Here is a 25,265-nt window from a genome sequence, read left to right on the forward strand (position 1 = left end):
CCAAAGACTAGGACGTTAATTGCCGCGCGCCAAGCGCCCGTCCACGGCCGCGCGGATCATGTCACGCGCTCGCGCGTAGTCGGCGGCGTATGCTCGGTCACTCTCTTCGGCGGCGCTTGTGCTAAGGCGGTCTTGCAAGTCACGCTCGGACGCCGCAGCTCCCTCGCTGACAACATCAAGTATCCTGCGCCCTCTCAAATCCGTTGCGGTCGGATCAGCCCCTGCCCCCAACAATGCCTGAACCATCCCGACATTCCCGCCAGCAATCATCAATGGTGGTTGCCCCGGCAAGAAATCCAACGGCACATGTGACGGTGGCGGCATGTTTGGGTCTGCCCCGTGGGCAAGCAACCCGTCGACCTGTGCCGATTGCGAATTGATCAAGGCCAGATGTAGAGGCGTCAGCCCCATGCGATTGGGCAAAGAGACCAGTTCCGGCGGCACCATATCCAGCACTTCGTCCATATCCTGCTCGCGCCCGTAATAGTTGAACGGTGACGCGGCAGCGTGCAGCAATGTGTAGCCCTGCGAGGTTTGGAAATTGGGGTCGGCACCGTGTTCAAGCAACAGCTTAACCAGTTCCGGCATGAACTCCACATGCCCCATCGCCCAAATCAGCGGCACCGCACCGTAGCGTCCCTGTGGGCTATTCAATTCAAGGTCAGGGTGGCGCGCAAGAAGCGCCTTGGTAGAGGTAACGCTGCCGTCGAACAAAAGCTCGCGCAATTCACCATACGGTGAAGGCAGCATATCGGGCTGCACCAAACTCGTGCTTCCGTTCTGCATGTCTTGGATTTGTAGCTCAATCAGTTCCTCAAAACGGGCAGTGTCGCCCACCTGAAGGGCCAGTTTCATTTCGGTGTAATAGGTATCGAGCGCCTTTAACTGCGCATCGCTCATGCTTCCCGGACGGGTGAGAGGTCGGGCTCCTTCGGTTACGTAAGCCCCTGCCACACTTAGGCAAAACACAGTAAACAGCACCACAGGCGCCGCGCGCGAAAACATCATTTACGCTCCTTCCGTTCCGTCAGGCTTTGGCTCATAGCCCCTCCACGGCGGTCAATAAAAAAGGGCCGCGCGTTGCACGGCCCCTTCTGGCATTTCAGTTTGGCAAAAATTAGGCGCTTTCAAGCAGGCCTTTTTCATCAGCCAGCGCGCGCATGCGCTCTTGCAGTTTCTCGAAGGCGCGAACCTCGATTTGACGGATACGCTCGCGCGAGACGTCATATTGCCCCGAAAGTTCCTCAAGGGTGATCGGCTTGTCTTGCAGCCGGCGCTGCACAAGGATGTCTTTTTCGCGGTCGTTCAGGACTTCCATCGCCTCCGCCAACAATTCACGACGTGTTTCCAACTCGTCCTTGGCCTCATAGTCGCCAGCTTGATCAGCGTCCTCGTCCTCCAGCCAGTCCTGCCATTGCGTAGCACCCTCGCCATCGGCCGAGACCACAGCGTTCAGCGATGCATCCCCGCCCGACATGCGCCGGTTCATCGAGATTACTTCTTTCTCGGTGACGTTCAGGTCGTTGGCGATGCGGGCCACGTTTTCAGGGCGCAAATCGCCCTCTTCCAGCGCGCCGATGCGGTTCTTGGCCTTGCGCAGGTTGAAGAACAGCTTCTTTTGCCCGCTGGTGGTGCCAAGTTTAACCATCGACCACGACCGCAGAACATATTCCTGAATGGATGCGCGAATCCACCACATCGCGTAGGTCGCGAGGCGGAAGCCCTTTTCGGGGTCAAACTTCTTTACGGCTTGCATCAGGCCCACATTGGCCTCGGAAATCACTTCGGCCACTGGCAGTCCATAGCCGCGATAGCCCATGGCGATCTTGGCTGCGAGGCGCAGGTGAGACGTCACCAATTGATGCGCAGCATCGGTGTCTTCGTCTTCGACCCAACGCTTGGCCAGCATGTATTCCTCCTCAGGTTCCAGAAATGGAAACTTGCGGATTTCTTGCATGTAGCGGTTCAGGCCTTGCTCCGGGCTCGGAGCTGGTAAACCAGTATAATTCGCCATTTCTTCGTGCCCCCCTTAAAAGGTTTGCCTATTCGGATATCGAATATACGAGCAGGTTTCGCCCTGCTCAAGCTTTTGGTGCGCACATACGCTGTGCGGGTTACTTATGATTTAATGTAGGAACTCGGGTTTGGTTCCAAAAGGGGTATGTTACGAGTATTCACATAAATGTCAGTGAATCAGCCCAATTCCTTCAAAAGCGCGTGAAAATCGGGCGGCAAAGGCGCTTCAAACCGCAACATTTCGTGCGAAACGGGGTGTGAAAACCCAAGTGTAGCGGCATGAAGCGCCTGACGTGGGAACGCCCGAATGGCCTCTTGCGCCGCTTCCGGCAGGGCATTTTTGGCCAGCTTCCGCCGCCCGCCATAGACCGGATCACCCACAAGTGAATGCCCCACATGGGCCATATGTACCCTGATCTGATGCGTGCGCCCCGTTTCCAGCCAGCATTCCAGCAAGGACACTACCGCAGGCGTGCCGAACCGCTCCAGCACCCGCGCGCGGGTGATCGCATGGCGGCCCGCGTTTTTGACCACAGCCTGACGCTGACGGTCGGTTTTATGGCGCGCAAGGTTGGCAATCACCCGCAGGATGTTCCCCTGCTCGAACGCCACCCCCGGTAGCCCGTTGATCCGCGGGTCAGAGGCTTCGGGCACGCCATACACCAGCGCGTTATAGCGCCGCTCCACCGTGTGCTTCTCGAACTGCTTGGCCAGCCCCTGATGCGCGATATCGGTCTTTGCAACTACCAGCAGGCCGGACGTTTCCTTGTCGATGCGATGCACAATGCCCGGACGCTTCTCCCCACCGATCCCAGACAGGCTGTTGGCGCAGTGATGCAAAAGCGCGTTCACCAGCGTACCATTGGGCGATCCGGGGGCCGGATGCACCACCATCCCCGCCGGCTTGTTCACCACGATCAGCGCGTCATCCTCAAAGATCACATCAAGTGGAATATCTTCGGCCACCGTGTCATAATCCACCGCCTCCCCAATGGTCACCATCCACACCTGACCTTGTTGGGACTTGGTCTTCGGCTCCGTCACCACGGTTCCATCCAAGGACACAGCCCCCTGCTCGATCAGTTTGACCAAGCGCGATCGGCTGAGCTGCGCCTCCACTGGTGCAAACAAGGCCAATGCCTTATCAAGACGCGCAGGCGGGGCGTCAGTGATCTCGACCGCGATAGTTTGAGGCGACATGGACAGTGATCCCGAATTTCCGGCGGAAGAGCCCGCCAACCTGAAGTTTCTGCGACGGCTGGTAACAACCCTGACCGCAACGATGATTGTGGGCCTTGTAGTGATGATTACACTGGTTGTCATCCGCTTGAACGGTGCAACACCACAGCTTGCTTTGCCCGATTATCTCACCCTGCCCGACGGCACCCGCGCGACCGCCTTCACGCAGACCCCGAACTGGTACGCAGTGGTGACTGACGATGATAAAATTCTCATCTTCAACCGCGACAGCGGGGAGCTAACACAGGAAATTTCCGTTAATTCACGCCCGTGAATAAACCGTTCATTGCTCCAAACCCTTGAAAACAAGGCAGATCAAATGATTGCCAGACCGAACTCCGAGGCGCATGCTTGAGGGGCATTTTACGCATTGAATTGAATACTCGGGTTTTGACATGGAAGATATCTGGCAGCTCTCCGCCGCCAGCGATGCCTCCGCGGACCGTACCGCCAACGTAGATCAAACGGGCACGGTTGATGTAATTTCGGACTTGGCACCGCTCGACGCACAGACAGACACAACTCAACGCAAGTCGGTCCCTGACGCACTGCGTGCGCAATTGTTCGGTCCGATAGGTCAGGGCTCACCAGCGACCTTTGCCATTCTGGACGCTGCGAAAATTCCAAACCTGCCGGAGATTTTGGCAAGCACAGAGTTGGAGCATCAGTGCCTTTTTACCGGCGACGCATTAGAAGAGTTGGGTCACGTCGCCCCGTGGATTGTCGCCCTTGAGGACGACGACACCTTTACCCGCAGCCTGTTCACGCTCACCGACCCGCCCAGCCCGTGGACACATTGGGCCAAGGACGCGGGCATTTATCTGCGCTCGACCGCGCCGCTAACAGCCCTGCACGCCCATTTTCGCAAGTTCACCAAGGTGCGTATGGACGGCGTGCCCGAAGGTGACCGTGCCGAATGGCAGTATTTCCGCTTCTACGAGCCTGAGCAGGCCGCGCTCTACTTCAACGCAATCCGTGCTTGGCCCGATCGCATGGTGCAGTTCTACAGGCTGCCTGACGGCATTTTGGTGGACCGGATCATCGCGGTTTCGTCCATTGCGAATACCGCCCATATCTTCGCCCCGGATCCCGCCAACATGCCACAAACGCGGCCACATGCCTTTGTTTTCCAAGCCCGCGACGCACAGATATTCACCTCCGCCCGCCGACCCCGTTTCCGCCAAGAACTGGCCGAATGGCTGCTGCGTATGGATGAGCCGCGGTTCAAACCCTTCTCTGATGAACAGCTTTACGCGCTGGTGGATCACGGGTTGCGTGAGGGCGACGCTTACAAATTCACCTTCAAGGAAGAATACGTCTACCTGATCAACATGATGACCTATTTTGGCGGTTGGTTTCACAAATCCGGCCGTATGCCGGACATCTCCCGCATTCTGGTCGAGGACGCGCAGGGCCGCCAGCCCAACCTGAAAAAGCAGTTTCCAAAGACCTTTACGGCCCTCTACGGCAACGCCCGCCAAACCTATGCCGGATGGGCCGTGCTTTTCGGCCGCATGGAGGCACATCTGCAAAAACGCGGCGGCTGGCAAGGTTTTACCCCCAACGCCGCCCGTCGATTGATCGCATCAGGTACACGCCATTTGGGTGACGAGGATCGCACACGGCTCGACGTTTTCCTGAGCCGCGTCGAGTTAGATTGTGATCAACGCCATATCCTTAGCCCAGCGGCGCGCGGCATCTCGCTGCTCTTGTCCTACATGATGGGCCACGGCTTCTTCTCGGATCCGCTTTTCCCATGGGCCATCGAGATCGCAGCGGAGCATGACACATTGGAGGCCGCGCTCCCCGAGATTGGGGACTACGCCATGAAACGTGGCCGCAAGATGCTCGCTGACTTCCAGAAAGGAGCAGCCTGATGTGTGGATGTAACGCCGACGACCCCGGCGAAGTACCAGGCAGCCCCCCCGGAGGCACAACAGGTGGTACGGGTCTTTGTTGCGCTTGTCCTGCCAGCGATACCATTAGCCAAAACGGCAACGGCACCTACTTCACCACTACGGACTATCCGATGCCGTCGATTGTGAACAAGTGCGAGATTGACATCGTCCGCACAGCTACTGATGGTACGGTGACGCTCACCAAGTCATTTGATCTCTCGACAGCGAATTTGGGGACAGCATTAACCGACACAGCAGCTAAGGCGACTGCGACCAGTGCCATTGCATCGGCTATGTCCAACTGGACAAGCGGCGCTTCCGCATACAAGGTAAAGATCGAGCAACCCGGGTGCGACCCGCAAGAACTGACCATGGTTTTCCGGTCTTCAATCGTGGCCAGCGGTGGCGATGTGGCTGTCACGGTGGATGGAAGTACCCCCCCTCCTCGGCCCACATTTGTATCGGGCGGGGTGCGTATGACGATCTTCCTAAACGGCTCTGGAAGCGTGAGTTGGACAATGACGCATGAAGTGGGACATACCTTTGGTTTACCCGATGAATATGCTGAGATTTTAGGCGTTCCTATCGTCCCCCCACCGACGACGCCGGGTGCGCCAACTATAACTCCTCCAAGCGTTTCTCCTACGACGACCTATATTGGCGCACCACCGCAGGCTAATGTCACGTTCCCGCTGACCCCACGACGCGTTAGCCCACGACGCCCGACAAAATACCTTTTCGACAACCCGTCGGTTATGGGACGAGATGGAAATACGACTTACCCGATGAACTTGTTCTTTTGGGTCGCGATCGAGGTTAAGAAAATATTGGCCGCAGAGGGGGCACCGTCCACTGTCACAATTGTTTAAACCCATCCTGAGCGCATTTGCATTGGCGCTTCTGTCCACGTCCTGCATGCCTGCCGAGGAGGCTCAAATGACTTCACCTTGTGATATCACCCCGACCCAAAACCAAGTGGTCAAGAAAGGCGCTTTGCAGATTGAGCTCTGGATCGCAAAGGAACTTTGTCTTGAGAGCAGTGGCCAGACCACAAACCTGAGCAGTGCCGCTCTGCATGTGCGTATCGTCAATACAGGGGCAAACGCAGTGCAATTGGTCGCCGCTGATCCTGACGCTCTTTTTATTGCGAAGATTTGGGATGCAGACCAGCCGGCCTCCATGATCGAGTTGAGCCCGGGTCCAGAACCCGAGGATATCGCGACAGTTCAGGTTGAAATTGCGCCCGGCGGCGCTTGGGACAGCCGGCCGATTGAAAATTATATGAATGTCTTGGTGGCTGACATGCTGAAGGGCGCGCGGATTGACGGCTCGCCCTTGCCAGATGCGGCCAGGATGCGGCGCGTCTTCGGTGTGGAAGCCCTGTTCGCTGCAACCTTGAACTCGGGAACAGGTTTTGTTGCCTTTGAGCAAAACCTCAAGGGGGTCGTGGAGATGGTTCAGGTACCCGCAGCCCAATAACGCAGCTTGGTCGGTGTGCGGTTATGAAGTGGGAGGATGGTACCGCCTCCCCGGCTTGAACGGGGGACCCCTGGTTCCACAAACCAGTGCTCTAACCAACTGAGCTAAGGCGGCACACTTCGTGGGATTTACCCATAGGGGCGCACGATTGCAAGACCGCTATGGCGATTAATTCCGCTTAAAGTGAAAGTTCGGACTCTTGCTCGACCCTGTCCTGCCCCCTTGCCTCACAGCCGCATCAGGGATACCTCAAGACCCAGCCAAGGCAAAGAGGGTCCAATGGGTATCAACAGCGAAAGCGAAATTGCGGGCAACCTGCAAATCGGTCCGACCACCGACGGCATGGTGCGCATCTATGTCGAGGCGGACGGTATCGAGCTGCCGTTCGACTTTGATCCCGAAGAGGCCGAGGAAATCGCCGAGGAAATCCGCGCGGCCGCTCAGGGCGCCCGCGCGATGACTTCAAAAGGCAAGAAGCGTTAGTTCACGCAAACACCGTTGCGGTAGCTGCCCACCGTGCGCACCACCTTGGACGGGGCGGCCTCGATGCGCTTTCCGGATAGCTCCGAGCGCAGCACGCGGCTCACCAGATCAGACAGCGCGGTGACGCGGTAGCACGACACCGTAGGCTCCATATGGCCGTAGCCGACGCCACTGTCGTCGGTCAGGAACATATACCGCCCGCCGGTCTGCACCGCCGCTTGACGCATCAGATATTCCGCCTCCGGCCCGACCCCACTGGCCCCCAGCCCGAACACCTGCACGCCCTTCGCCGCAGCATTACGGGCCGCTTGCAGATACGCCTTTGCACGGTGGTCATGCTCCGGCGCGTCGGCCACATGGATCATCAACCGCTCGCCCTTGCCACTGCGCCACTGCATGCCAGCAGCCGACGCCAAAGCCCGTGCCGCCGCTTCGGGATAGTCGCCGCCGCCGCCCGCAGACTGCGCGCGCAGCCAGCCCTGCATCTGCGATTGCTTCTTGGTGAACCCGTAATTCTTCACTACATAGGCATCCCCGTCATCGCGGTAGACCACCAATCCATAGCGGATATCCACACCCGGAGCCGCCCGTTTGGCCTGACGCACGAGGCCCTTCAACTCTTTGGTCAGCCACGCCAATTCGTCCGCCATGGACCCGGTCGTGTCGACAACGAATGCCAAATCCAGAAAGTCCGGCGCCCACTCCCCGTTAAACGGAAGTTGCACCTGCGCGCGTTGCCCTGTCCTCAGCTGTTGCACCATCGGCGCGCCCTGCCCGTCAGGGATCGCGCGCAGCTCCACCTCGCGCAGACGCCCCGCCCCAAGGCTCGCCGGAAAGACCGAGATCATCCCGTCCACGCCGGAATAGCCCGAATAAAACGGCTCCGCCGCACCGGGTTTGCGCAAGGTGACCCGCACGCCGGGGGCCGCTTTGCCATCCGCCCCGCGCAGCTGCGCCAATACCGGCGTCGCCAGATTTGCCATCGGCAGCTTCAAGTCCTTGCGGGACTTCGCTTGATAGCGGGCAAAGGCCGCCAGGTTCAGCGCGTCGTCGATGTCGCCCGCCGTGATCACACCCCGCCGCGCAGCACCCTGATGGGACGGCACAGGAACCGGTAGCGGTCGTGGGGCAATCGTTGTGCTAACCTTCGCGCTTGGAGCGGCTTCCACGACGACAATCGGCTCTTCTAAAACATCACCCGAATAACTGCTCGGCGCATCACAGGCGGCTAGAAATGTTGCGGCCAAAAGGGCCGCACGGGGGGCTGAAAATATCTTGGTCATGGGGGTGCTCCATTTAATGTGTATTTTGCACATATTTCAAATCCGCTTGCTCCCGTCAAGAAAAATGTGCATATTGCGCATATGCTGGATGTACTCGATGCCCTCCTCGCCCCCTTCGCCCGCCTGATGGTGGCGCTTGGCGTGCCCTTCCCCGATCTGGCGGAGCGGCTGAAGGCGCATTACGTCGAAGCCGCGCGGAAAACTTGCGACGGCAAACCCACCGACAGCCGCCTGTCTGTAATGACCGGATTGCAGCGCCGCGACGTGGCGCGGCTGCGCGACTTCCACCCGAACGAGCCGCGCCTGACGCACCTGTCGCGCCTCGTCTCGCTGTGGCAGACGGAAGACGACTACGCAGGCAAACCCCTGCCCAAAAGCGGCCCCGCGCCGTCCTTCGAGGCACTGGCATGGGAGGTCCGCCGCGACGTCCACCCGCGCACGATGCTGGATACGTTGCTGGCCGCTGGCACCGTTTTGGTGGAGGGGGAAACGGTCACCTTGCTGGAAACATCCTATCAACCACTGGCCGGATCCGAGGATCAAATGGCCTATCTCGCCCGCAACATGGGCGATCACCTGAGCGCGGCCACCACAAATATCACCTCCGACGCAGCCCCATTCTACGAGCGCGCGGTGCACTATGCGGCGCTGTCACCCGCGCAGATCGCGACCTTGGAACAACAGTTCCGCGAGGGCCAGATGGCATTGCTGGAACAAATCAACAAAGAGGCCGCCGCGATGAAGGCCTTGCCTTCCGACGCACCCACCTCCAAATTGGCCGTCAGGTTCCGCGCAGGCGGATATTTCTACCACGAGGACGTGACATGAGGCGGATTGCAGCGGCGGCTTTGGCACTGGCTTTGGCGGGCTGTGCGATGCCCCAAGACGAGGTCGTCGTTGTTGAGCCGGTGATGGCAGAGCCAATGGCCGCCGAAGCTGGGGCGCCTAAAGCCAAGATCGAAGACTGCGTTCCGGGCGAGGATGACGGCATCGGTGGCACAGGATGCGCGGTCGATTGAGAGCCACGACAGGGTAACCCATGGGTTACCTCCAGCCGTTGCGTGTTAACTCTTTTTGTGAATGAGAACAGACCAAAGCACCGAACGCTTTTACACCTGTTTTCAAAGAGTTAATTTAATTAAATCAAATTACCGCGGATCTTGATTTGATTAGGAAAAGCGCCCCAAATCCGGATCGCGCAACAGGTTCAGCCGCAGCGCTGCGACCCGCCCGAATTTTTGGATGATCACCTTGCGCCGCGCCGCCGCCAGCTTGTCTTCGGGGCTCATGCGGATGATCTCGGCGTCATAGGCATCCGCGATGATCAGGCCGGTGCCGTCGGGCAAAAGCTCGGTCGGGAAGTTCTCGTCGACCGCCCAGAAATATCGGTCGCACCAGTCCAGATACCCCTCCCACTTGCTGTCCGACATGAAATCAGCGCGTGAGGATTTGCACTCCACCACCCACAGCTCGCCTTTGGGGCCAAGCCCCATCACGTCGACCCGCTTGCCGCGTTCCGGCACGAATTCCTCAAGGCAGGCGAATCCATGCGAGGTCAGGTGCCGTGCGACGCCGCGGGCCAGAAGCTGGCCGGGTTGAAGCGGAAGTGTCAGATCATCGGGCATATTTGAAATGTGAACAAAAGGTAAACAAGAATCAAGAGCAAGAAATTCCTTGACGTAATACCAAATGGTTTCATATATAAATGATACCTTTTGGTTTCGCAATTTGGAGACAAACATGAACTACGCCATATTGGGACTTGGCCTGCTAATGACAGCACCCGCCTTTGCCGAGCCCCAGATCACGAACGTTCCAGCATCCCAACTTGACTGGCAAACCACCCCGGAAGGCGTTGCCTTTGCCGCCCTCGACGGGAACCGGTTTGAGACGTCTTACATGGCCATGGTGCGCCTTCCCGCTGGTTTGATCAGCCCGCCGCACGTCAAGACGGCCAACATGTATGGCATCGTTGTGGAAGGCATGATGACGCATGCGCCACATCAAAGCACCGAAACTGCAACGGTGTTGGGAACCGGTGCATTCTACAAAGTTCCCAAAGACTTGGCCCACGTGTCCAGCTGCGTCTCGGAGATTCCCTGCGTGGCATTCCTCTATCAAGACGGTCAGTTCGACTTCTTACCGGTGACCCAACCATGATGGCCGCTCAACAACCCACCTTCAAAGCGCTGGCAGACCCGACGCGGCGCGAAATCCTACGCCAACTTGCCGATGCCGACATGACCATCGCGCAAGTCAGCAACAATTTCGACATGACTCGCGCCGCTGTCAAAAAGCACCTGACCGTACTGAGCGATGGTGGCCTGATCACCGTGCGCACCAAAGGCCGCGAACGCATCAACGCTCTGAACCCCGAGGGCTTCGCCCCCGTCCGCGACTGGCTCGGCTTCTTCGAGCAATTCTGGGACGATCGCCTCACCGATTTGAAAACCGCCATTGAAAAGGACCACTCCAATGACTGACACCATTATTCAGAAATCCATCTACCTACGCGCAGCCAAGGCCAAAGTTTGGGACTACCTGACAGAGCCGGACAAGCTGGCGATCTGGTTTCATAAACCCAAAGTGGCACTGGCCGATGGGCAAGACTACGCGATGTTCGGCACCGAAAGCGGCGACAAACTGATGTGGGGCAAGGTCAACGAAGCCCGCCCGCATGACTATCTTGAATACACCTTCACCATCGCACCAATGGGCGACGCGACCAGCACCGTCAAATGGACGCTCGAAGATGTCGCTGGCGGAACGCGCCTGTCTCTGGAGCATTCCGGCCTGCCGCAAGGTGCCGAAGCGTTCGGCCTGACACTGGCGCTCGACAAGGGCTGGGACGAGCATCTGGCACGGATGCGCACGGACGCCCACGCGGAGTAACCCTAGCGCGCGGCGGTGGTGTAATTGGCCGTCATATAGGCCACGCCGTCGCGTACCATTTCTTCCAGAACGTCCATGTCAATATCGGCCAGCTTGTTGATATTGAGGCAGGATTTGCCGTGTTTGACCTTGCCCAGACGCGTCAGAGGCTCCGACAGGTCGCGGTAGCCCGGCAGGATGTAGACGGAGATATAGCTTTTGCGGGGGCTGAAGCCGGCGATCAAGAAATCGCCCTCCCGCCCGCTGTCATATTTGTAGTGGTAGCGCCCGAAACCGATGATCGACGGCCCCCACATTTGCGCGGGCCAGCCGGTGATGCGGGTAAAGAACGGCAGCAAAACCTCCGCATCCGCACGGCGTTGGGGATGCTCGACAGCTGCAATCATGGCGGCGGGGTCAACAGGCTCCGGTTTGGTCTTGTTTTCCGATTTTGCCACGGGCTTCCCCTTGCTTTGCTGACCAAGCAGGCCTATCTGCAAGGGTGACGGTTCTGCCCTCCTCGTAATATGGAGGCTACATTCCAGCTGCCTTAAGCAATTCCTCGGGAGCTGGCTCTGTCTGGACCCTGGTTCAGTTACCTGGTGCCCACCTGTACATACAGGTCTGCGGGAATAAGCGTCCCACGGTTGTGGTGGTTCCGTCACCTACCCCCGATCATGCACCCGCACAGCAACCAACTCGCCATTTCTAGGCGGGGTGAGGTCGTTATCGTCCTCGGGCTCCGCCATGGCCATGATGGCGCGGCCCATCTGGACCGAGGCGAAGGTGATGACGAAAAACACCGTCATGATGCCCGCCGCCAGCGGTCCGTCGGCGGTTTCCAACACCAGATGACGCAGACCCGCGACGTTCGACCAGATCAGAAGGGCCGAGAACGCGATACCGGCAAAGGCACCGCCAAGGGCGTGACGTAGCAGAAGTTTGATGTGCTTGGGCATGAGCGGTCCTCCGTTGAGTCGCGTTTCGTCACCATTATACACCCGATCAGGGGGCAAGGGCAAAGGCCGAGCCTAACGGATCTAGCTCAACGCTGCAGCCAGATGGTCAAAGACCAGCCGGATACGGCTGCTGGTAATCAACTCGCGGTGACTGACAAGCCATGTGGGAAAGCTCACCGGTGTTTGATCGGGTAGCACGCGCACAACTTCGGGTGACAAGGCCGCAACCCGCTCGGACATGACACCAACCCCAAGACCCTGGCACGCCATTTGCCAACCGACGACACCACTTTGGGAATGATACCGGATATTGGCACGGATCAGCGGCAATCCCATCGCCACGAAATGCGGTAGCATCTCGTCCGGTGCGCCATAGCCGATGAAGTTGGCGTTTTTCAGATTTTGCAGTGTCGCAGGATTTCCCACGCGCGCGAGGTACTCCGGCGTCGCGTATAGATAGGCGTCACTATCGGCCAGTTTTCGGGCGATCAGCTCCGGCTGCTCCGGGCGGACGTGGCGCACAGCGATATCGGCGTCGCGGCGCAAAAGGTCGGATATGGCGTTGGACGAGACGACTTCGATCTCGATCCCGGGCGCGGTGTCACGCAATTGGGCTATGATCGGAGGCAGCTGATAGGTCGACAGCACATCACTGGCGCTGATCCGCACCAGCCCTTCGACACTTTGCGACTGGCCCGATGCGGCGAGCGAGATGCGGCTGGCTGCCTCGCCCATGGCGCGGACGTGATCGACCAGCTGCGCGCCGGACTTGGTCAGAATGAGGGAGCGTCCGGCCCGCTCGAACAGGGTCACGCCAATGGCGTCCTCCAGCGCCGCGACCTGACGGCCCAGCGTGGGCTGCGTCTGCCCCGTGGCGCGGGCGGCAGCGGAGAGCGAGCCTTCCTCGACAGTCGCAAGGAAAGCCCGCACATGATTCCAGTCGAAGGATATGGCTGACCAATTCATACAGATGTGTATAGGTGATCGCCAGATTTAGGCAATTTCTATATGATTGACGTATGGGTATGACATCTCCAACGAAGGAGACATATTATGACACCTGCAACATTCTGGGACGGCGTTTCAGCGAAATACGCCAAAATGGCGATCCGCAACCCCGAGCAATATCACCTGTCGCTGGAGCGCACGCGATCCTACCTGCGCGACAGCGACCGTGTGCTGGAACTGGGCTGCGGCACCGGCTCCACCGCGCTGCTGCTGGCCCCAAGTGTGGCGCTTTACACCGGCTCGGACGTGTCGCCGGAGATGATCGGGATCGCTGATGGCAAGCTGGCGGAGGTCGAACAAAGCAACCTTGATTTCATCGTGGCGGATGCGGATAGCGATGCGCTTGGCACCGGCTATGATGCGGTGCTGGCGCATAACTTGTTGCATCTGGTGGACGACCTGCCCACCACGCTGCGCCATATTCATGACATCACCCGCGACGGTGGCTTGCTGATCAGCAAGACGCCCTGCCTCGGGTCCAAGAAGTGGCTGTTCGGCCCGCTGGTCTGGGTCATGCAGCGGTTTGGCAAAGCGCCGGAGGTGCGGTTTTTCACGCCTGCGAAAATGGAACGGGCAATCGTCGATGCAGGCTTCGAGATCGTAGAGGCCGCCGATTACGGCAGCCGCTATGTCGTGGCGCGGAAGGCTTAAGCGCCGAACGCGTCGGGCTGCGCCTCACGGGCCATGTGGTCCAGAACGGCGTTGACGAATTTGGGTTCTTTGCCGTCCGCGAAGAACGCCTTGGCCACGTCGACGAACTCCACGATCACCACTTTGGGGGGCGTTTTACCCGCGACCAGCTCGGCCCCCGCTGCGCGGAACAGCGCGCGCAGGGTCGGGTCGATGCGGTCGATAGGCCATTTGGCGACCAGCGCACGGTCGGTCATCTGGTCGATTGTCGATTGCTCCGCCACGGCGCCCTCAAGCAACGCGCGGAAGGTGTTGACGTCGCCCTCGACCATTTCGTTGTCGTCGATCACCTCGCCGAAACGGTGGTCCTCGAACTGCGCGCGCACTTTGTCGATGCTGTGGTCGCTATGCTCCATCTGGAACAGGGCCTGCACGGCGTAAAGCCGCGCGGCGGAGCGCATGGCGCGTTTTTGGTTGCCGGAAGTGGTCATGCGATCTGGAAACTCTCATCATCGTCGTTGGAGCGCGGCAAGAATCCCACGCCCGAATTGGAAGCGCCGTATTTGCGCTGCAACGCAATGAGATGCAAGGCCGCAGCCGCGGCTCCGCCACCTTTGTTTTGATTTTTCGGGTCGGCGCGGACTTCCGCTTGGCCGCGGTTCTCCACGGTCAGGATGCCGTTGCCGATATTTGCGCCCTGCAAGCCCAGCAACATCAGCCCGTGAGAGCTGTCATTGCAGACGGTGTCGTAATGCGTGGTCTCGCCGCGAATGATGCAGCCAAGGGCGACGAACCCGTCGAAATTGGACTGGCGGAAGGCGATGCGGATGGCAGGTGGGATTTCCAGCGCACCGGGGACGTTGATGATTTCCACGGTGGCGCCGGCCTTCTCGGCCTCGGCCTTCGCACCGGCGATCAGGTTGTCGGCGATGTCCTTGTAATAGGGCGACACGACGATGGCGAGTTTGACCGGTTTGTCGAACGCGGGCGTATCCATGATGTGATGTTGTTCTACGGTGGCCATAGGTCAGGCTCCTTCGATGGGGCGGGTGCCGGTGATCGACAGCCCGTAGGCGTCGAGACCGACGACCTTGGGGGATGGGGAATTGGTCAGAAGTTCCAGCTTCGACAGACCAAGCGCGGCGAGGATTTGCGCACCTAGGCCGTATTGACGCAGCGTGTTGGGGGACTGGCCGCCTTCGGGGTCAATCTTCATCTGCGTGTCGCGCAGCAGGACCACGACGCCGCGGCCTTCCTTGGCGATGGTGTGCATCGCTTGCGCCATCTCCGACGCGGGGCTGGGGCCAAGACCCAGCACATCCTCGACCGGATTCAGCGCGTGCATGCGAGTCAGAACGGGTGCGTCGGTGGTCAGGTCGCCTTTGGTAAGCGCGATGTGTTCCGCGCCTTGGGTCTCGTCGGTGAACACGCGCATCATCCAGTCGCCGCCGAACTCGGAATTGACGGGCTGCTGTGCGGATTCCTTGACCAGATTGTCATGGCGGCGGCGATAGGCGATGAGGTCAGATATGGTGCCAATTTTGAGGGCATGTTTTTGCGCAAAGCTGATCAGATCGGGCAGACGGGACATGGTGCCATCATCGTTCATGATCTCGCAGATCACACCGGACGGGTTCAGGCCCGCCAGACGCGACACATCCACGGCGGCCTCTGTATGGCCCGCGCGGACCAGAACACCGCCATCGCGGGCGCGCAGCGGGAAAACGTGGCCAGGGGTGGCGATGTCGGCGGCGGTTTTACCTGCGTCGATGGCCACCGCGACGGTGCGGGCGCGGTCATGGGCGGAGATGCCGGTGGTCACCCCCTCGCGGGCCTCGATGGAAATGGTGAACGCCGTTTCGTGGCGGGACGAGTTGTAGGACGCCATGAGCGGCAGGCCAAGCGCGTCGATCCGCTCGGACGTCAGCGTCAGGCAGATCAGGCCCCGCCCGTGGGTCGCCATGAAGTTCACAGCCTCGGGTGTCGCCATTTGGGCCGGGATCACCAGATCACCCTCGTTCTCGCGGTCTTCGTGATCCACGAGAATGAACATCCGCCCGTTGCGCGCGTCCTCGATGATCTCTTCGGTGGGCGAAATTGCTTCGGCGTAATCGTTCATTGGCAGCATCCTTTGATGGCCTGCCAATTAGAGGGTTTGGAGCGGCTTGGGAAGGGTGCAGGGGAAAGTCGTGACGTCGCAGCCCTACTTCTTCGGAACGATCACCAGATTCTTATGCTTCGCCAGCGAACGGCAATACTTCGCCCAATCCTCGAATTCCTCTGTGTACACAACGGATGGGCCCTTCGCGAGCCAATGCGCGGACTTCTCAGAAATCAAAGTGCTGACATCGCGACCAGCCTCGGCGTGGGCCGCGTTAGCCCAGTTTTCTTGCGCCCCTTCAATCCGAGCGCGTCTGGGGGATGGGCTGATCTGCGAAATCAGCGCATCAAATATACCAGCACATTCCGCCATTGAAACGTAGATCGGCTGCCCTGCATGAACGGGGGCTGCGAAGAGGCTTAAAATGACGATCAGGCGCTTCATTCGGGACTACTCCAACTTCATGTTGGAGCGGTTATGACTGCATTATTTGGCAAAGTTTGGGCGATGTCAGGCCGCGAAATAGGCATCTGATGGGAGAAATCCCGCCAAACGGGCCGCGACGGACCAGTCGCGTTCATGGGTGGTGTCGCCGATCACAAGGACGCCGTCGAGGGGCAATCGCATGTCTCGCAGCGGGGCCTGCACGGCCGCGCGAATATCGGACCATCTTTGGGCGAAATGCGGGGCGCGGGCGGTGGTTGTGTCAATGCCTTGTGCAGTTAGAACGGATCGGGTTTGGACAGGTGACATCGGCGCGTGGATCAACGCTGCGAAGTCGGCCCGCACGCAAGACAGTGCCTGAGCACGCGGGCTGGGTTGCCCGTCCCGCATCATCCGCAACGCGTTGTTTGAAAAAAGAAACCCCACCACGTCGCGCCCCGTAGACGCGCGTATAGAGGCATAAGTTTTATACGGCAGGCCAAGCGACTTGGCGCGGTTGACACGGTTGCGCAAGATTTCGATTGGCAACGTCGGCAGCAGGTCAGCGCGGGCCTTGGCCCACGCATGTTTGCGGAAGGCAAAACCTGCCTCCATCGTGGGACCGTTGTTGTGACCGTTCTTGGCGTGTGTCATCCCCGAACTGTATCGAAGACTGCACCTCACCACACTAGGCGTGAACGAAGACGTCGTTCGGGTAGCTCTGATCGCCAATTTTGAAAGCAATTTCGCCCAGTTTGGTGAAATTATGGGCATGATAGAAAGCCCGGGCCGTGCTGTTCTGGCTATTCATCGCCAGCCAGACCGGCCCGTCTTGCGCCGCCAAACCAGCCTCAAGCAATGCCTGCCCCAGCCCCCTGCCCTGATGGCGCGGCTGGATGTAGAGCGAGGTCAGCTCTGTCTGCACCGTGCCGTTCACCGGATCCGGGCTGTTGCGGTCCATCAGCACAAACCCGTCGATGCCGTCGCGGTTTTGCGACACGATGAGGCTGCGATCCGGGTCGTCAATCCACTGCCGGAAACGCTCCGGCGTGAAATGGGACAGAGCGTAGTCGGCAAAATGCGCGTTGATGCCATGGCGGACATAAGTGGCGAACCAGACCTCCAGCGCCAGAGCCGTCAGGCTGGAGGCGTCCGCAACTTCAGCCGCGCGCAGGTTTGGGGCGATCAGTTGCCCCATTCTTGCAACCGCGCGACATAGCGGGCGAGCGTGTCGATTTCCAGATTGATCCGATCACCCACCTTTGTGTCATCCCAATTGGTCGCGAGCTTGGTGTGCGGAATGAAATTGACGCCGAAGCGGGTGCCGTCCACCTCGTTCACCGTCAGGGATGTACCGTTCAAGGCAACCGAGCCCTTGGGGGCGATGAACTTCGCCAGATCTTCCGGCGCATCGAACAGGACGCGGGTGCTGTCGCCTTCATCCGTCATCGCAACCACCGTCGCCACGCCGTCAACATGGCCCGACACGATATGACCGCCAAGTTCGTCACCAAGTTTCAAGGCGCGTTCCAGATTGACACGGGTGCCGTCTGTCCAGTCGCCAATGTTGGTCTTTGATACGCTTTCAGCGGAAATCTGGACATCGAACCACGGTGCCATGTCCTCGCCACGCTCAATCACAGTCAGGCAGCAGCCATTGCAGGCAATGGAAGCACCAATATCGATCCCCTCAGGGTCATAGGCACAGGAAATCCGGGCGCGTAGATCGCCTTCTTGCGTAAGCTTCGCGACCCGGCCTACATCGGTGATAATGCCTGTAAACATTGCGGCGTCCCCTTATCTGTTCTCAGTGGAATTAGCGCGGCGGAGCGATAGCTGCAAGGATTCCCCCTGACAGCAAGATCGCGCCCCGCCACAGTTGCGTCGAAAACGGGCCATACCCCTGCCCCACAGGCTGGGCAAACTGGTGCAAACTTGTATGAGTAACTGGTGAACGACGTAAAGGCCGCACTATGACCCTGTCCGGCAAGGACAAAACATTCCTTTTCCTGCAAGGCCCGCACGGGCCTTTCTTCTACCGTTTGGGCAAAATGCTCACGGCGGCCGGCGCAGATATATGGCGCGTGGGTTTCAACAAGGGCGATGACGCCTTCTGGTTCTCCAACAAGACCTACATTCCTTATCTGGGTAGCCACGATGAGTGGGAAGATCAATTCGCGCAAATGGTGACGGAAAAATCCATTACCGATCTGGTGCTCTATGGCGACACACGCCCCATTCATGCCCAAGCGATTGAGCGCGCGCGGACCATGGGCGTGCGCATCCATGTGTTCGAGGAAGGCTACCTGCGCCCCTACTGGGTAAGCTACGAGCGCGGCGGCTCTAACGGGCATTCGCGGCTGATGGATATGTCCGTGGGCGACATGCGGACAGCATTGGAAGGGCTTGATCTGGACCTGCCGGACGCCCCCGCCCGCTGGGGCGACATGCGCCAGCACGTGTTTTATGGCATGGCCTACCACTACTTTGTGTTCCTCAGAAACGGAAAGTATCGCAATTTCCGTCCACACCGCGCCCAAAGCGTGACAAAGGAATTCCGGCTGTACCTGAAACGGTTGGTGACCATGCCTTTCACCGCAATGGAGCGTGGGTTGGCAACCTTCCGCATCAAACACGGGGGGTTTCCCTATCATTTAGCACTGCTCCAGTTGGAGCATGACGCAAGCTTCCAGATGCACTCGCCGTTCACCACGATGACCGATTTTCTGGAACTGACGATTGAGGGCTTCGCAAAAGGCGCGCCGACCCACCACCATCTGGTATTGAAAGCCCACCCGCTAGAAGATGGCCGCGTACCGCTGCGCCACGAGATCAAGCGGATCGCCAAAAATTCAGGCGTGTCAGACCGTGTACATTACGTTCGCGGCGGTAAATTGGCGGGGCTACTGAACACCGCACGCTCTGCCGTCACAGTCAATTCCACCGCCGCACAGCAGGTGTTGTGGCGTGGCCTTCCGCTCAAGGTATTTGGCGACGCAGTCTACAACAAACCCGAGTTCGTCTCGACCCAGAGTCTGCCGGAATTTTTCACCACCCCGACGCGGCCTGACAGCCGCGCCTATCGCGACTATCGCCATTATTTGCTGGAAACTTCGCAAATACCGGGCGGATTTTATTCGTCACGCGGACGCCGCCAGTTGCTGCGCCAAGTGGTCGACATGATGCTGGCGGCCGACGACCCGTATGATGCCTTGGTTGCTGGCACCGCAACACCACGCCAACAGCTTCACGTGGTGACCTAAGCACCCACCACACCGTTTGATGAGTTGCGCAGGAGGCCGCCACTGCGACGCGGTGGCAACACTTACGCCGCCTAACCATGCCGAGGGCTAGCAATCGGGCTGCCATTCGATAGGGTAAAAAGAAAAACTTGAGGCAGTCTCATAATCGAGGAGGACACCGGTGAAAAACTTGGGTCCCAAAGCTACGAAAATCGTAGCCTTTACGCTTGTGGCCGTGATGGCCGCATCTTGCGGTTTGCCGAAATCCGGCCCCGGCAAGCGCCAAATCTACGCTGGCTCCGTCCAAAAGCAGGGCGACGCCTTTATCGTGGCCGTCAACAGCCGCGTGACGCAGGCCACTTCGGTGCAGCCTGTTTTGGGTTTCAGCGCTGCGTTCATGAACGCGGGCGTTGTTGGCTCTGACATCATCCGCCCCGGCGATACCCTTGGTCTTGCCATCTGGGAAAACGTCGATGACGGACTTTTGGCCCCCGAAGGCGCCAATGCCACCGACCTGAACGAAGTACAGGTGGACGGCGCAGGCTTTATCTTTGTCCCCTATGCAGGCCGCATCAAGGCTTCCGGCAACACGCCAGAAGCCCTGCGCCGCATTATCACCGGCAAGCTGGATACTCAGACCCCCGACCCGCAAGTCATCGTGCGCCGCGTGGCTGGTGACGGCGCGACCGTGTCGCTGGTTGGCGGCGTTGGACAGCAGGGCCTGTTCGCAATCGAGCGCCCTACTCGCACGCTCTCGTCGATGATCGCCCGCGCGGGCGGCATCTCGATCGAGCCGGAAGTGGCGCAGATCACCGTGATCCGTGGAAAACATCGCTCCAAGATCTGGTTTGAAGATCTGTATTCCAATCCGAACTTCGACATCGCACTACGCCCCGGCGATCGCATTCTGGTTGAAGAGGATAGCCGGGCGTTCACAGTTCTGGGGGCCACCGGCACGCAGAACCGCATCGAATTCGTCACCCAGACCTTGTCGGCTATCGAAGCCATCGCGCAAGTGGGCGGCCTGAATTCCAATCTGGCCGATCCCACAGGTGTTTTCGTATTCCGCAACGAGCCCGCGGAGATCGCCAACTCGGTACTGGGACGTACAGACCTGCAAGGCACCCAGCGTTTTGCCTATGTGTTGGACCTGACCCAGCCCACCGGCATGTTCGAGGCCCGCGATTTCGTGGTCCGCGACGACGACACGGTTTACGTGACCGAAGCCCCATTCGTGACCTGGAACAAAACTATTTCGGCGCTGACCGGCTCCCTTGCTTCGGTCGACGCCATTTCGAGCATTGGTGGCAACTAAAACACCAAGCTCAGAAGAAGCCGTGGGCGGCCCCTCCCTCCGCCCGCGGCTTTTCTATTTCAATGGGGGTTTTTTCACCCAGTCGCGTGTCCGCCGCATTCTTGGGCTAGCGGGGTATGACCTAAAGCTAGGAAAACCGGCTGATGATGACCTGATCGCCGTTTGGGGCAAAAGCCCCACAGCCGCCCGCGGTGAAAAGGTAGCCGACTACACCGACGCGCAGTTGGTCCATATTGAAGACGCCTTTTTGCGATCGTTAAAACCGGGACGCGACGGGGAGCCCCCGTTGGGGCTGACCATCGACCACCAACGCCCCTATTTTGACAGCGCAGGTCCGTCCGATCTGGAAGTTCTGCTGGCACGCGAAGCGTTTGACGACGCCCACGAGCTGTCCCGCGCGCGCGACGCCATGGAGCGGATGAGGGCGCTAAACCTCTCAAAATACAACGATTTTGACCCTGCGGCCCCCATTCCCAACCCCGGGTATGTGCTGGTAATCGACCAGACACGCGGTGACGCGTCGATCAAACACGGCGCCGCCAACGCAAACCATTTCCGCGAAATGCTGGCTTATGCGCAAGAAGAGCATCCTAAGGCGCGCATCCTGATCAAGACGCACCCGGAGAGCAGTGCGGGCCACCGGGACGGCCATTTCGGGCTTGGCGACGTGGGCGGCAACATCTCACTCTACGAGCACAAGGCCAGCCCCTACGCGCTGATGGAAGGGGCCGTCGCGGTCTACACCGTCAGTTCCGGCATGGGGTTCGAAGCAATCCTGGCAGGGCACAAACCGGTGGTCTTCGGGCAACCCTTCTACGCTGGATGGGGCCTAAGTGACGACCGCCAACCGATTGACCGACGGCAGCGCGTTTTGACACGGCACCAGCTGTTTGCGGGGGTCATGCTGCGGTATTGCACATGGTACGATCCCTACCGCGACCGGCTGTGCGAGTTGGAACAGGTGATCGACACGCTGGAGGCGCTGACCCGTGCGCAGCGCCAAGACAGGGGTGGCCATGTCGCCCTTGGCATGCGCCTGTGGAAGCGCGGGCCCATACAAGAAATATTCGGCAGTCGCAGGTTCGGAAAAGACGCCCAAGTGGCCTTTGCAGCCGACGCGGAAGTTGCGTTGCGGGACGCCCGGGGCGGCTCGCTTCTGGTTTGGGCCGGACTGGAGCCTGAGGGCTACGCGTTACGCGCCAAGACCCAGAACACGACGTTGCTGCGGGTGGAAGACGGTTTTTTGCGCTCTCGTGGGTTAGGCGCGGACCTGATCGCCCCCCTATCTTTGGTGACCGATGATAGAGGCATCTACTACGACCCGACACGGCCAAGCGCATTGGAGACGTTGATCTCGGCCAGCGGTGCGCTTGGACCTGGCGCGTTGCTCCGGTCCGAGCGGCTACGGGCTGCAATCGTGAAAACGGGATTGAGCAAGTACAACCTCGGTGGCGCCACGTTCGACGTGGCCGCGGGCGATCGAGAAATCGTTTTGGTGCCGGGACAGGTCGAGGATGATGCCTCGATCCAGTTGGGAACCAAAGACATCTGCACGAATGAAGGATTACTCGCCGCGGTGCGCCGAGACTTCCCTAAAGCGTTTGTGATCTACAAACCCCATCCTGACGTCGAGGCTGGCCTGAGGGACGGTAAGATTGCGGCAGATGAGGCAGACCTGATCGCGGAGAATGGTGATGCTATCGAATTGATAACGAAGGCGGATCGGGTGTGCACCATGACGTCGCTTCTGGGCTTCGAGGCCCTTTTGCGCAGCGTAGCAGTGACCTGCTACGGCGCGCCGTTTTATGCAGGGTGGGGGTTGACCGATGATCGTGGCCCAGTCCCCGCGCGACGCGGACCTGATGCCAGTCTAGATGGGTTGGTGCATGCCACGCTGATCGATTATCCACGCTACTACGACCCCGTTACCCGACAACCCTGCCCTGCCGAGGTTGTGGTTGATCGCCTTGCCGAAGGCTCCCTGCCCCAAGCCGGACTGCGCAATCGATTGCTCGCGAAAGCTCAAGGCGCGTTGGCGGGCTACGCACATCTTTGGCGTTAAAAAGCCCCCTCGTGGGGACACGAGGAGGCCTTGGTACTCGGGGAGGAGACCGGTAGGGGATTATTTTACGAAACGCTCTGCAGCGGAGTCGTTACCCAGTGCGAATGTAGCTTGCACGTTGCGGCTAACTTCATTGCCACCCAGAACAATGTTTTGCTCGGCGGCGCTTTCGTTGGCGGAAACGCCGGACCACAAGGCGGCGTTCAAATCGCCAGTGGAAGTTTCGCCGACAATACGCTCGGCGGCAGAGTCATTGCCCAATGCGAAGAAGGCTTGTGCGTCAGATACGTCAGCAAAAGCAGGTGCAGCAGCGGACAGGGCGAGGATTGCGATGATCGTTTTCATTGTGTGTACTCCAAAGTGTTTGTTTATGTGTCGGCGTGTTGCCGTTTGATGAAACCAATATGAGGCTTCTCGGTCTGCGCCTCAACGCTCAAATACCGGATAAATGCCAGACTTCTGTTCACATGTGAACAACTGACCTTCGCGTCAGCCCATAGCGTCACGGGCACGTGAGAAGTCGCTCACAAACTGTGAGATCGATGAAATGTAGGTGAAATTCTCAGTGTCACGCGGTGTTAAAAGACGACTCGCTGCCAAACATGCATGACATCTTCGCCAATACGGCGAGTCTCGGTCAGCGAAAATCTTGGTGCGTCGGCGAGTGCCGGATAGTCCAGCGCACCGAGGTTCGGTAGTCCGCGCGCGCCCAGCATTACGCCCGCAGTGAAGCCGACCACATGATCAACCACATCCACCGCCAGTAAGGACGCGGCCAAGGAGCCTCCGCCCTCGCAAAGCACGCGGGTCAGGCCCGCTTGCCCCAACGCCTGAAACGCGGCTGCCATGTCGAGGCCAGACGGGCCAGCGGCCACTTCAAGCAACGTTGCGCCCCGTGCGGTCCAGAAATTCCGCGCAGATTGCGGGGCGCTGCCGCCGTGGATCAACCAAACCGGCGCGCCGCTGGCGTCCTCGGCCAACGGGCCGTGCATGGGAATGTCCAAGCCAGCGCTGACCGCGATCCGAACCGGCTGGCGACGATCCCCCATACCGCGAAGGGTCAGTGAGGGCAGATCTTCGCGCGCAGTGCTGCCGCCCACCATCACGGCGTCATGGCTGGCACGCAGGGCTTGCACCTGAAGCCGGGCTTGGGGGCCGGTAATCCACTGGCTTTCACCCGTGGCGGTGGCGATACGTCCATCGAACGACGACGCCAGCTTGAGGGTGACCATGGGCCGCCCTTTGGTGACCCGCATCAAGAAGCCTTGCTGGATGCGGCGCGCGTCGCCTTCAAGAACGCCCGTGACGACCTCGATGCCAGCCTCGCGAAGCATGGCAAGCCCCCTGCCCGAGACGCGCGGATCAGGGTCGCCGATGGCGACGACCACACGCGCAAGCCCCGCCTTGATCAATGCAGAGGCGCAGGGGGGTGTTTGGCCAGTATGCGAACACGGCTCAAGTGTGACATAGGCAGTGGCGCCGCACGCGGCACCTTCCGGCAGTTTTGACAGGGCGAGTTGTTCTGCGTGGGGCCTGCCCCCCGCTTGGGTCCATCCTCGTGCAAGCAAGCGGCCATCTTTGACGATCACACAGCCTACCGCGGGGTTGGGCCAAGTCTGGCCCAGCCCCCGCGTGCCCAGCGACAGCGCCAAGGCCATCCACCGCTGGTCTTCGGGCTGTGTCATGATGTCAGTCGTCTTTGCCTACAGGGGGGCGAAGCTCGTGAACGAAGTCCTCGAAATCATCCGCAGCCTGGAAGTTTTTGTAAACCGAGGCAAAGCGCACATAGGCGACCGTGTCGATGCGGGCCAGCGCTTCCATCACGATCTCGCCGATGGCGGTGGACTGGATGTCGGTCTCGCCCATGCTTTCCAAACGGCGCACGATGCCGGAAATCATCTGATCGATGCGCTCCGGATCAACGGGACGCTTCTGCATGGAGATACGAATAGAGCGTTCCAGCTTGTCGCGGTCGAAGTCTTCGCGTTTGCCGGAGGATTTGATAACCACCAGATCGCGCAATTGCACACGTTCATAGGTGGTGAAACGGCCCCCGCAAGCCGGACAGAACCGGCGGCGGCGGATCGCCACGTGATCTTCGGCGGGACGGGAGTCCTTCACCTGGGTGTCTACATTACCGCAAAATGGACAGCGCATCGTTGTTTTCCCTCTATCCTCAGCCTGGGTGTTGTCCCCCAGTTATCCACAGGCACTATAGGCAGTCCGCTACAGTTTGGGTAGTGGGGATTTCACCCC

At 59.5% G+C, this 25,265-nt stretch carries 32 protein-coding genes and 1 tRNA gene; 14 read left to right on the top strand and 19 right to left on the bottom strand.

Annotated elements, in window-relative coordinates:
- Positions 1–15: 15 nt before the first annotated feature.
- The 3 genes from BCF46_RS03005 to BCF46_RS03015 all read right to left on the bottom strand — a co-directional run bounded on the left by BCF46_RS03005 (position 16) and on the right by BCF46_RS03015 (position 3,216).
- Positions 16–1,008, bottom strand: coding sequence for an ankyrin repeat domain-containing protein (locus tag BCF46_RS03005; protein ID WP_121021564.1), 993 nt, complete (start codon positions 1,006–1,008; stop codon positions 16–18).
- Positions 1,009–1,117: 109 nt separating this feature from the next.
- Positions 1,118–2,014: an RNA polymerase sigma factor RpoH gene (gene rpoH / locus BCF46_RS03010; RefSeq protein ID WP_121021566.1), complete on the bottom strand. Its 897-nt coding sequence runs from the start codon at positions 2,012–2,014 to the stop codon at positions 1,118–1,120.
- A 179-nt stretch (positions 2,015–2,193) separates the two neighbouring features.
- Positions 2,194–3,216 carry an RluA family pseudouridine synthase gene (locus BCF46_RS03015; protein WP_121021568.1) on the bottom strand — a complete coding sequence of 341 codons (1,023 nt, stop codon included), beginning with the start codon at positions 3,214–3,216 and terminating at the stop codon, positions 2,194–2,196.
- Between BCF46_RS03015 and BCF46_RS03020 the strand changes: the two genes are divergently transcribed.
- The 4 genes from BCF46_RS03020 to BCF46_RS03035 all read left to right on the top strand — a co-directional run bounded on the left by BCF46_RS03020 (position 3,215) and on the right by BCF46_RS03035 (position 6,632).
- Positions 3,215–3,529 carry a DUF6476 family protein gene (locus BCF46_RS03020; protein ID WP_121021569.1) on the top strand — a complete coding sequence of 105 codons (315 nt, stop codon included), beginning with the start codon at positions 3,215–3,217 and terminating at the stop codon, positions 3,527–3,529. The genes BCF46_RS03015 and BCF46_RS03020 overlap by 2 nt on opposite strands.
- Positions 3,530–3,650: 121 nt before the next feature.
- The gene (locus BCF46_RS03025) at positions 3,651–5,132 is read left to right on the top strand and encodes a DUF4123 domain-containing protein (RefSeq protein ID WP_121021571.1); all 1,482 of its coding nucleotides are present in this window, start codon (positions 3,651–3,653) and stop codon (positions 5,130–5,132) included.
- Positions 5,132–6,022 (top strand): hypothetical protein, encoded by an 891-nt coding sequence (locus BCF46_RS03030; protein WP_121021573.1) that lies wholly within the window; start codon positions 5,132–5,134, stop codon positions 6,020–6,022. Before BCF46_RS03025 ends, BCF46_RS03030 begins: the two co-directional genes overlap by 1 nt.
- Before the next feature lie 67 nt (positions 6,023–6,089).
- Positions 6,090–6,632 carry a hypothetical protein gene (locus tag BCF46_RS03035; RefSeq protein ID WP_121021576.1) on the top strand — a complete coding sequence of 181 codons (543 nt, stop codon included), beginning with the start codon at positions 6,090–6,092 and terminating at the stop codon, positions 6,630–6,632.
- 37 nt (positions 6,633–6,669) lie between these two features.
- On the opposite strand, the gene BCF46_RS03040 is transcribed toward BCF46_RS03035, so the two are convergent.
- Positions 6,670–6,746: transfer RNA gene (locus tag BCF46_RS03040), tRNA-His, on the bottom strand.
- Positions 6,747–6,911: 165 nt separating this feature from the next.
- On the opposite strand from BCF46_RS03040, the gene BCF46_RS03045 reads away from it, so the two are divergent.
- Positions 6,912–7,115 carry a DUF6324 family protein gene (locus tag BCF46_RS03045; RefSeq protein WP_121021578.1) on the top strand — a complete coding sequence of 68 codons (204 nt, stop codon included), beginning with the start codon at positions 6,912–6,914 and terminating at the stop codon, positions 7,113–7,115.
- Here the strand turns inward: BCF46_RS03045 and BCF46_RS03050 are convergent.
- Positions 7,112–8,398, bottom strand: a complete 1,287-nt coding sequence (locus BCF46_RS03050) for a vWA domain-containing protein (protein WP_170157845.1) — start codon at positions 8,396–8,398, stop codon at positions 7,112–7,114. The genes BCF46_RS03045 and BCF46_RS03050 overlap by 4 nt on opposite strands.
- Positions 8,399–8,479: 81 nt before the next feature.
- Here BCF46_RS03050 and BCF46_RS03055 point away from each other — a divergent pair, with 81 nt between their 5' ends.
- Together BCF46_RS03055 and BCF46_RS03060 are read left to right on the top strand one after the other, a co-directional pair.
- Positions 8,480–9,226: a DUF6502 family protein gene (locus BCF46_RS03055; protein WP_121021582.1), complete on the top strand. Its 747-nt coding sequence runs from the start codon at positions 8,480–8,482 to the stop codon at positions 9,224–9,226.
- Complete coding sequence (locus BCF46_RS03060) at positions 9,223–9,417, top strand: hypothetical protein (protein WP_121021584.1); 195 nt, start codon at positions 9,223–9,225, stop codon at positions 9,415–9,417. Before BCF46_RS03055 ends, BCF46_RS03060 begins: the two co-directional genes overlap by 4 nt.
- 150 nt (positions 9,418–9,567) lie before the next feature.
- Here the strand turns inward: BCF46_RS03060 and BCF46_RS03065 are convergent, their stop codons facing one another.
- Positions 9,568–10,023, bottom strand: a complete 456-nt coding sequence (locus tag BCF46_RS03065) for an MmcB family DNA repair protein (RefSeq protein ID WP_121021586.1) — start codon at positions 10,021–10,023, stop codon at positions 9,568–9,570.
- Between the two features lie 115 nt (positions 10,024–10,138).
- On the opposite strand from BCF46_RS03065, the gene BCF46_RS03070 reads away from it, so the two are divergent.
- From BCF46_RS03070 to BCF46_RS03080, 3 genes are read left to right on the top strand one after another with little or no spacing between them, the layout of a single operon-like run.
- Positions 10,139–10,558 (top strand): cupin domain-containing protein, encoded by a 420-nt coding sequence (locus BCF46_RS03070; protein WP_170157846.1) that lies wholly within the window; start codon positions 10,139–10,141, stop codon positions 10,556–10,558.
- The gene (locus BCF46_RS03075; RefSeq protein WP_245989737.1) at positions 10,555–10,881 is read left to right on the top strand and encodes an ArsR/SmtB family transcription factor; all 327 of its coding nucleotides are present in this window, start codon (positions 10,555–10,557) and stop codon (positions 10,879–10,881) included. Before BCF46_RS03070 ends, BCF46_RS03075 begins: the two co-directional genes overlap by 4 nt.
- The gene (locus BCF46_RS03080) at positions 10,874–11,290 is read left to right on the top strand and encodes an SRPBCC family protein (protein ID WP_121021590.1); all 417 of its coding nucleotides are present in this window, start codon (positions 10,874–10,876) and stop codon (positions 11,288–11,290) included. The genes BCF46_RS03075 and BCF46_RS03080 overlap by 8 nt, the downstream gene beginning before the upstream one ends.
- 2 nt (positions 11,291–11,292) lie before the next feature.
- Here the strand turns inward: BCF46_RS03080 and BCF46_RS03085 are convergent, their stop codons facing one another.
- The 3 genes from BCF46_RS03085 to BCF46_RS03095 form a co-directional block, all read right to left on the bottom strand.
- Positions 11,293–11,727, bottom strand: a complete 435-nt coding sequence (locus BCF46_RS03085; protein ID WP_245989740.1) for a DUF1801 domain-containing protein — start codon at positions 11,725–11,727, stop codon at positions 11,293–11,295.
- A gap of 207 nt (positions 11,728–11,934) precedes the next feature.
- Positions 11,935–12,228 (bottom strand): hypothetical protein, encoded by a 294-nt coding sequence (locus tag BCF46_RS03090; protein WP_121021592.1) that lies wholly within the window; start codon positions 12,226–12,228, stop codon positions 11,935–11,937.
- Between the two features lie 81 nt (positions 12,229–12,309).
- The gene (locus BCF46_RS03095) at positions 12,310–13,194 is read right to left on the bottom strand and encodes a LysR family transcriptional regulator (protein ID WP_211332764.1); all 885 of its coding nucleotides are present in this window, start codon (positions 13,192–13,194) and stop codon (positions 12,310–12,312) included.
- 87 nt (positions 13,195–13,281) lie between these two features.
- Between BCF46_RS03095 and BCF46_RS03100 the strand changes: the two genes are divergently transcribed.
- On the top strand, positions 13,282–13,887 hold the full coding sequence (locus BCF46_RS03100) for a class I SAM-dependent methyltransferase (RefSeq protein WP_245989747.1): 606 nt from the start codon (positions 13,282–13,284) through the stop codon (positions 13,885–13,887).
- Here the strand turns inward: BCF46_RS03100 and nusB are convergent.
- The 7 genes from nusB to BCF46_RS03135 all read right to left on the bottom strand — a co-directional run bounded on the left by nusB (position 13,884) and on the right by BCF46_RS03135 (position 18,175).
- Positions 13,884–14,357 carry a transcription antitermination factor NusB gene (gene nusB, locus BCF46_RS03105; RefSeq protein ID WP_121021597.1) on the bottom strand — a complete coding sequence of 158 codons (474 nt, stop codon included), beginning with the start codon at positions 14,355–14,357 and terminating at the stop codon, positions 13,884–13,886. The genes BCF46_RS03100 and nusB overlap by 4 nt on opposite strands.
- Positions 14,354–14,890, bottom strand: a complete 537-nt coding sequence (locus tag BCF46_RS03110; protein ID WP_121021599.1) for a 6,7-dimethyl-8-ribityllumazine synthase — start codon at positions 14,888–14,890, stop codon at positions 14,354–14,356. The genes nusB and BCF46_RS03110 overlap by 4 nt, the downstream gene beginning before the upstream one ends.
- 3 nt (positions 14,891–14,893) lie before the next feature.
- Positions 14,894–15,985 (bottom strand): 3,4-dihydroxy-2-butanone-4-phosphate synthase, encoded by a 1,092-nt coding sequence (ribB, locus tag BCF46_RS03115; RefSeq protein ID WP_245989749.1) that lies wholly within the window; start codon positions 15,983–15,985, stop codon positions 14,894–14,896.
- An 84-nt stretch (positions 15,986–16,069) separates the two neighbouring features.
- Positions 16,070–16,411 carry a hypothetical protein gene (locus BCF46_RS03120; protein ID WP_121021603.1) on the bottom strand — a complete coding sequence of 114 codons (342 nt, stop codon included), beginning with the start codon at positions 16,409–16,411 and terminating at the stop codon, positions 16,070–16,072.
- A gap of 66 nt (positions 16,412–16,477) precedes the next feature.
- Complete coding sequence (locus BCF46_RS03125) at positions 16,478–17,044, bottom strand: hypothetical protein (RefSeq protein ID WP_121021605.1); 567 nt, start codon at positions 17,042–17,044, stop codon at positions 16,478–16,480.
- A gap of 34 nt (positions 17,045–17,078) precedes the next feature.
- Positions 17,079–17,588: a GNAT family N-acetyltransferase gene (locus BCF46_RS03130; RefSeq protein WP_121021606.1), complete on the bottom strand. Its 510-nt coding sequence runs from the start codon at positions 17,586–17,588 to the stop codon at positions 17,079–17,081.
- The gene (locus BCF46_RS03135; protein ID WP_121021608.1) at positions 17,576–18,175 is read right to left on the bottom strand and encodes a riboflavin synthase; all 600 of its coding nucleotides are present in this window, start codon (positions 18,173–18,175) and stop codon (positions 17,576–17,578) included. The genes BCF46_RS03130 and BCF46_RS03135 overlap by 13 nt, the downstream gene beginning before the upstream one ends.
- A 188-nt stretch (positions 18,176–18,363) precedes the next feature.
- Here BCF46_RS03135 and BCF46_RS03140 point away from each other — a divergent pair, with 188 nt between their 5' ends.
- From BCF46_RS03140 to BCF46_RS03150, 3 genes are all read left to right on the top strand, one after another.
- The gene (locus tag BCF46_RS03140; RefSeq protein ID WP_121021610.1) at positions 18,364–19,653 is read left to right on the top strand and encodes a capsule biosynthesis protein; all 1,290 of its coding nucleotides are present in this window, start codon (positions 18,364–18,366) and stop codon (positions 19,651–19,653) included.
- A gap of 217 nt (positions 19,654–19,870) precedes the next feature.
- Complete coding sequence (locus BCF46_RS03145) at positions 19,871–20,947, top strand: polysaccharide biosynthesis/export family protein (protein ID WP_121022267.1); 1,077 nt, start codon at positions 19,871–19,873, stop codon at positions 20,945–20,947.
- Complete coding sequence (locus tag BCF46_RS03150) at positions 20,937–23,009, top strand: capsular polysaccharide biosynthesis protein (protein ID WP_121021612.1); 2,073 nt, start codon at positions 20,937–20,939, stop codon at positions 23,007–23,009. The genes BCF46_RS03145 and BCF46_RS03150 overlap by 11 nt, the downstream gene beginning before the upstream one ends.
- Positions 23,010–23,069: 60 nt before the next feature.
- Here the strand turns inward: BCF46_RS03150 and BCF46_RS03155 are convergent, their stop codons facing one another.
- The 3 genes from BCF46_RS03155 to nrdR form a co-directional block, all read right to left on the bottom strand.
- Positions 23,070–23,354: a hypothetical protein gene (locus BCF46_RS03155; RefSeq protein ID WP_121021614.1), complete on the bottom strand. Its 285-nt coding sequence runs from the start codon at positions 23,352–23,354 to the stop codon at positions 23,070–23,072.
- 233 nt (positions 23,355–23,587) lie between these two features.
- Positions 23,588–24,694 carry a bifunctional diaminohydroxyphosphoribosylaminopyrimidine deaminase/5-amino-6-(5-phosphoribosylamino)uracil reductase RibD gene (ribD, locus tag BCF46_RS03160; RefSeq protein ID WP_245989751.1) on the bottom strand — a complete coding sequence of 369 codons (1,107 nt, stop codon included), beginning with the start codon at positions 24,692–24,694 and terminating at the stop codon, positions 23,588–23,590.
- Positions 24,695–24,698: 4 nt separating this feature from the next.
- Positions 24,699–25,166 (bottom strand): transcriptional regulator NrdR, encoded by a 468-nt coding sequence (nrdR, locus tag BCF46_RS03165; protein WP_121021616.1) that lies wholly within the window; start codon positions 25,164–25,166, stop codon positions 24,699–24,701.
- Positions 25,167–25,265 lie beyond the last annotated feature (99 nt).

This window comes from Litoreibacter meonggei (assembly GCF_003663885.1).
GTDB classification, from domain to species: Bacteria; Pseudomonadota; Alphaproteobacteria; order Rhodobacterales; family Rhodobacteraceae; genus Litoreibacter; species Litoreibacter meonggei.

Excerpts from the sequence above, each read along its gene's own strand:
- BCF46_RS03005 (WP_121021564.1), bottom strand. The coding sequence starts at position 1,008 with ATGATGTTTTCGCGCGCGGCGCCTGTGGTGCTGTTTACTGTGTTTTGC.
- rpoH (WP_121021566.1), bottom strand. The coding sequence starts at position 2,014 with ATGGCGAATTATACTGGTTTACCAGCTCCGAGCCCGGAGCAAGGCCTG.
- BCF46_RS03020 (WP_121021569.1), top strand. The coding sequence starts at position 3,215 with ATGGACAGTGATCCCGAATTTCCGGCGGAAGAGCCCGCCAACCTGAAG.
- BCF46_RS03015 (WP_121021568.1), bottom strand. The coding sequence starts at position 3,216 with ATGTCGCCTCAAACTATCGCGGTCGAGATCACTGACGCCCCGCCTGCG.
- BCF46_RS03025 (WP_121021571.1), top strand. The coding sequence starts at position 3,651 with ATGGAAGATATCTGGCAGCTCTCCGCCGCCAGCGATGCCTCCGCGGAC.
- BCF46_RS03030 (WP_121021573.1), top strand. The coding sequence starts at position 5,132 with ATGTGTGGATGTAACGCCGACGACCCCGGCGAAGTACCAGGCAGCCCC.
- BCF46_RS03035 (WP_121021576.1), top strand. The coding sequence starts at position 6,090 with ATGACTTCACCTTGTGATATCACCCCGACCCAAAACCAAGTGGTCAAG.
- BCF46_RS03045 (WP_121021578.1), top strand. The coding sequence starts at position 6,912 with ATGGGTATCAACAGCGAAAGCGAAATTGCGGGCAACCTGCAAATCGGT.
- BCF46_RS03050 (WP_170157845.1), bottom strand. The coding sequence starts at position 8,398 with ATGACCAAGATATTTTCAGCCCCCCGTGCGGCCCTTTTGGCCGCAACA.
- BCF46_RS03055 (WP_121021582.1), top strand. The coding sequence starts at position 8,480 with ATGCTGGATGTACTCGATGCCCTCCTCGCCCCCTTCGCCCGCCTGATG.
- BCF46_RS03060 (WP_121021584.1), top strand. The coding sequence starts at position 9,223 with ATGAGGCGGATTGCAGCGGCGGCTTTGGCACTGGCTTTGGCGGGCTGT.
- BCF46_RS03065 (WP_121021586.1), bottom strand. The coding sequence starts at position 10,023 with ATGCCCGATGATCTGACACTTCCGCTTCAACCCGGCCAGCTTCTGGCC.
- BCF46_RS03070 (WP_170157846.1), top strand. The coding sequence starts at position 10,139 with ATGAACTACGCCATATTGGGACTTGGCCTGCTAATGACAGCACCCGCC.
- BCF46_RS03075 (WP_245989737.1), top strand. The coding sequence starts at position 10,555 with ATGATGGCCGCTCAACAACCCACCTTCAAAGCGCTGGCAGACCCGACG.
- BCF46_RS03080 (WP_121021590.1), top strand. The coding sequence starts at position 10,874 with ATGACTGACACCATTATTCAGAAATCCATCTACCTACGCGCAGCCAAG.
- BCF46_RS03090 (WP_121021592.1), bottom strand. The coding sequence starts at position 12,228 with ATGCCCAAGCACATCAAACTTCTGCTACGTCACGCCCTTGGCGGTGCC.
- BCF46_RS03095 (WP_211332764.1), bottom strand. The coding sequence starts at position 13,194 with ATGAATTGGTCAGCCATATCCTTCGACTGGAATCATGTGCGGGCTTTC.
- BCF46_RS03100 (WP_245989747.1), top strand. The coding sequence starts at position 13,282 with ATGACACCTGCAACATTCTGGGACGGCGTTTCAGCGAAATACGCCAAA.
- nusB (WP_121021597.1), bottom strand. The coding sequence starts at position 14,357 with ATGACCACTTCCGGCAACCAAAAACGCGCCATGCGCTCCGCCGCGCGG.
- BCF46_RS03110 (WP_121021599.1), bottom strand. The coding sequence starts at position 14,890 with ATGGCCACCGTAGAACAACATCACATCATGGATACGCCCGCGTTCGAC.
- ribB (WP_245989749.1), bottom strand. The coding sequence starts at position 15,985 with ATGAACGATTACGCCGAAGCAATTTCGCCCACCGAAGAGATCATCGAG.
- BCF46_RS03120 (WP_121021603.1), bottom strand. The coding sequence starts at position 16,411 with ATGAAGCGCCTGATCGTCATTTTAAGCCTCTTCGCAGCCCCCGTTCAT.
- BCF46_RS03125 (WP_121021605.1), bottom strand. The coding sequence starts at position 17,044 with ATGACACACGCCAAGAACGGTCACAACAACGGTCCCACGATGGAGGCA.
- BCF46_RS03130 (WP_121021606.1), bottom strand. The coding sequence starts at position 17,588 with ATGGGGCAACTGATCGCCCCAAACCTGCGCGCGGCTGAAGTTGCGGAC.
- BCF46_RS03135 (WP_121021608.1), bottom strand. The coding sequence starts at position 18,175 with ATGTTTACAGGCATTATCACCGATGTAGGCCGGGTCGCGAAGCTTACG.
- BCF46_RS03140 (WP_121021610.1), top strand. The coding sequence starts at position 18,364 with ATGACCCTGTCCGGCAAGGACAAAACATTCCTTTTCCTGCAAGGCCCG.
- BCF46_RS03145 (WP_121022267.1), top strand. The coding sequence starts at position 19,871 with ATGGCCGCATCTTGCGGTTTGCCGAAATCCGGCCCCGGCAAGCGCCAA.
- BCF46_RS03155 (WP_121021614.1), bottom strand. The coding sequence starts at position 23,354 with ATGAAAACGATCATCGCAATCCTCGCCCTGTCCGCTGCTGCACCTGCT.
- ribD (WP_245989751.1), bottom strand. The coding sequence starts at position 24,694 with ATGACACAGCCCGAAGACCAGCGGTGGATGGCCTTGGCGCTGTCGCTG.
- nrdR (WP_121021616.1), bottom strand. The coding sequence starts at position 25,166 with ATGCGCTGTCCATTTTGCGGTAATGTAGACACCCAGGTGAAGGACTCC.